The sequence below is a fragment of the Galactobacillus timonensis genome, assembly GCF_900240265.1.
GTDB classification, from domain to species: Bacteria; Bacillota_I; Bacilli_A; order Erysipelotrichales; family Erysipelotrichaceae; genus Bulleidia; species Bulleidia timonensis.
On record NZ_LT964743.1, the window covers coordinates 1 to 3,837 of the forward strand.

The 3,837-nt window shown below is 46.8% G+C and carries 2 protein-coding genes; both read left to right on the forward strand.

Annotated elements, in window-relative coordinates; all coding sequences use genetic code 11:
- A partial coding sequence (locus C1714_RS13635) for a DEAD/DEAH box helicase (protein WP_102343781.1) occupies nt 1–1,265 on the forward strand: 1,265 nt, incomplete at its 5' end.
- A complete protein-coding gene (locus C1714_RS13640; RefSeq protein WP_102343782.1) occupies nt 1,262–3,496 on the forward strand; it encodes an AAA family ATPase in 2,235 nt (744 codons plus the stop codon). The genes C1714_RS13635 and C1714_RS13640, both read left to right, overlap by 4 nt.
- The last annotated feature ends 341 nt before the right edge of the window (nt 3,497–3,837 follow it).

Genomic DNA, 3,837 nt, shown 5'->3' on the forward strand with positions numbered 1-3,837 from the left:
TTGATCCGAACTACTATGGAACAATTATCATCGACGAAGCGCATCACGCAATTACCGATGGATATCGACGCATCATTGATCATTTCAGCGATGCAAATGTCCTCGGCGTCACAGCTACGCCGGATCGGGGAGATCAACGTCATCTTGGAGAAGTGTTTGAATCCATTGCGTTTGAATATTCGATCGTCCAGGCGATCAAAGACGGGTATCTCTGCAAGATCGTTGCGCAGACTGTTCCGCTGCAACTGGATATGACAAGCCTTAAAACACAGGCAGGAGACTACACACCTGGTTCCATCGATACAGCTTTGGATCCGTACCTTAATCAGATCGCAGAAGAAATGAAGAAATATTGTCAGGACAGGAAAACAGTCGTATTTCTTCCTTTGATTGCCACCTCTCAGAAATTTCAAAATATCCTGAATTCAAAAGGATTTAAAGCTGCCGAAGTAAATGGGCAGTCTGATAACAGGGAACAGGTTCTGAAGGACTTTGCTGAAGGTAAATACAACGTCATCTGCAACAGCATGCTGCTGACGGAAGGCTGGGATTGCCCGGATGTCGATTGCGTTGTATGCCTGCGCCCTACGAAAGTTAGATCTCTCTATTGCCAGATGGTGGGAAGAGGCACACGAATCTGCAAAGGAAAAGAAAATCTTCTGATCCTAGATTTTCTGTGGATGACAGAAAAGCATGAACTGTGTCGTCCTGCTGACATCATTTGCACGAATGAAGAAGTTTCAAAGCAGATGACTAAGAATCTGGAAGAATCTGCAGGAGAAATGTTCGACATTGAAGAAGCTGAGCAGGAAGCTGCAACAGATGTTATGCAGCAGCGTGAAGCGTCTCTTGCAAAACAGCTTGAAGCGATGCGGAAACGGAAGCGCAAGTTGGTGGATCCGCTGCAATTTGAAATGAGCATCCAGGCAGAAGATCTCGCGTCTTATGAGCCATCGCTCGGATGGGAAATGGGTCCGCCTACACCGAAGCAGCTTGAAGCTTTGGAACGGTACGGAATATTCCCGGATGAAATCGAATGCGCAGGAAAAGCTGAATTGATTCTGGATAAGCTTGCAAAAAGGCGGATGGAGGGACTGGCTACACCGAAGCAGATTCGATTCCTTGAAAGCAGAGGATTCCAACACGTCGGGACATGGCAATTCAATTCAGCAAACAACATGATCAGTCGTATCAGCTATAACAACTGGCGCATTCCTGAAGGAGTTAATCCTTCGACATACAATCCCGGTGGAGCCACCTTATGACAGATGAAAATGAATTAAGAGCAGCACTGGAGTTCATAGATCCCTCATCTTTGTCGTATGGTGACTGGATGCAGATCGGCATGGCCATTAAAGCAGCCGGTGCACCATGTGGACTGTGGGATGAGTGGAGCCGCAGAGATCCTGAACGTTACGACGGAGGATGCTTCAAGAAATGGGAATCCTTCCAGAGCTCAGGAATTACGGAAAACACGTTGTTCAAGATGGCAATTGAGCGTGGATACGGCGGATCATCCAGTGAACACGGAAGAGAAATTCTGGACGATGAAATCGTAAACCTTTCAGATTATCAGTTTCTTGACCGTGACATGATTGATTCAAAAGAAGTCCCAGAGCCAGGGGCTAATTGGGATCAGATCGCAGATATCCGGAATTACATTTCTGCGATATTCGAGCCGGATGATCATGTTTCCTACTGCACGGCCTGTTTCAAAGATGATAAAGGCAAGTATCATCCCGGCAAACGGACCTATGACCGGACAGCGGGGAGACTTCTGGAAGAACTCGACTCTGCTGAGAAAATCGAAGACGTATTCTACGACTACGATCATGAATGCGGAGCTTGGATATCATTCAATCCGATGGATGGCCAAGGCGGAAAAATCGGGAATATTACTGACTATCGATATGCATTGGTAGAGTCAGATACCAATGCAATCGACATGCAGTACGCAATTATGACGGAACTGCAGCTTCCGATCGCCGCTCTAGTGCATTCTGGGAACAAGTCGCTGCATGCGATTGTCCGTGTGGATGCAAACAACGAAAAGGAATACAGCCGTCATGTGGACTATCTTTACAAAATCTGCAAGCAGAACGGGCTTGATGTGGATCCAAGCGCTAAGAATCCGAGCAGACTATCACGAATGCCCGGGTTCTGGCGCGGGAAAAAGAAGCAGTTCCTGATTGCGACGAATATCGGGCAGCCATCCTGGGATGCCTGGACAGAATATATCGAATCAATCAATGACGATCTTCCGGATCCTGAGAATCTTGCATCTGAATGGAATGATATGCCGGATCTGGCGCAGCCATTGATCGAAGGTGTGCTTCGCCAGGGACACAAGATGCTGCTGGCCGGACCATCTAAGGCCGGAAAGTCATTCTCACTGATTGAGCTGTGCATTGCAATTGCTGAAGGAAAGAAGTGGCTGAAATGGCAGTGTGCACAGGGCAAGGTCCTGTACGTCAATTTGGAACTTGATCGTGCAAGCTGCCTGCATCGCTTCAAGGATGTCTACACCGCAATGGGACTACCTCCTAACAATCTGCAGAACATTCAGATCTGGAATCTGAGAGGCAAGTCAGTGCCGATGGATAAACTGGCGCCGAAACTGATCAGGCGCGCACAGAAGGAAAATCTCATCGCTGTTGTGATCGATCCGATTTACAAGGTCATCACAGGCGATGAGAATTCCGCAGAGCAGATGGCAAAATTCACAAATCAATTTGACAAAATAGCTACATCGCTGAATTGTTCCGTGATCTATTGCCACCATCACAGCAAAGGCGCTCAGGGCGGGAAGAGATCTATGGATCGTGCTTCGGGATCCGGAGTATTTGCCAGAGATCCAGACGCAATGATCGACATGATCGAGCTGCCGCTTACTGATGCTGTCATTGATAGGCAGAAGTCAGAATGTGTCTGCCGGGTGATTGGCAGAGAAATTGAGCTAACTGATCCTGAGTACTACCGCACGATCCCATCATCAGACTTGTACAAGCGGAAAGAGCTGATGGGGCATGCCTGGAAGGTGCTGCGCTCAAAATACTCAGATGATGAGATCGACGAGCTTGTCAGAAAAGCTGAAGCCACTGCCGAGACCATGACAGCATGGCGCATCGATATGACACTTCGCGAGTTTCCGAAGCCGGCAGAAATCAATCTGTGGTTTGCTTATCCGATTCACTATTTGGATCGTACCGGCGCACTTGCAGATCTGGATCCGGAGGACGATCTGCCGATGTGGAAGAAAGGCAAGATGGCCCAGAAGTCTCCGGAGGAAAGAAAAAACAAAAGACAAACAGATTTTGAAATAGCATATGAAAATCTGTCACAGGAAAATGAAGAGGTAACAACTGCCATGATGAGTGAGTACATGAATGTGAATACAAGGACGATATGGAACCGTCTCAAAGAAATGCCTGGACGTTTCAAAACAAAAAAGGATGAGGAGGGAAAATCATCAATTATTGTAAGGTGTGATAACTAACCCGCGAAAGAAAAAGTGAAGACTTTTTCGCACGAAAATTAACCCGCGAAAAAGTCTATATATATATAGTTATTTATTTTCGTGGGTTACTTTCGCGGGTGTCAGGCTGTGCAACAAGGGAAGGGCTTAAGCTCCGCCCTTCCCCTTATTGACACGGCCGCCCAACACCTTAAAGAGATTTTCACACTTGGAAATAATATTATGAGAATGATACTGAACATGATTCCGCCTACTACAACGGCGCAAGAGAAAAAAATAAACTCCAAAACAAAAAAGGTTTACTCCGCTCCTGCAGTAGTGGATGCCAAAGCAAAATACAGAGCGCATCTTGCAAAGTATCG

Excerpts from the sequence above, each read along its gene's own strand:
- C1714_RS13640 (WP_102343782.1), top strand. The coding sequence starts at position 1,262 with ATGACAGATGAAAATGAATTAAGAGCAGCACTGGAGTTCATAGATCCC.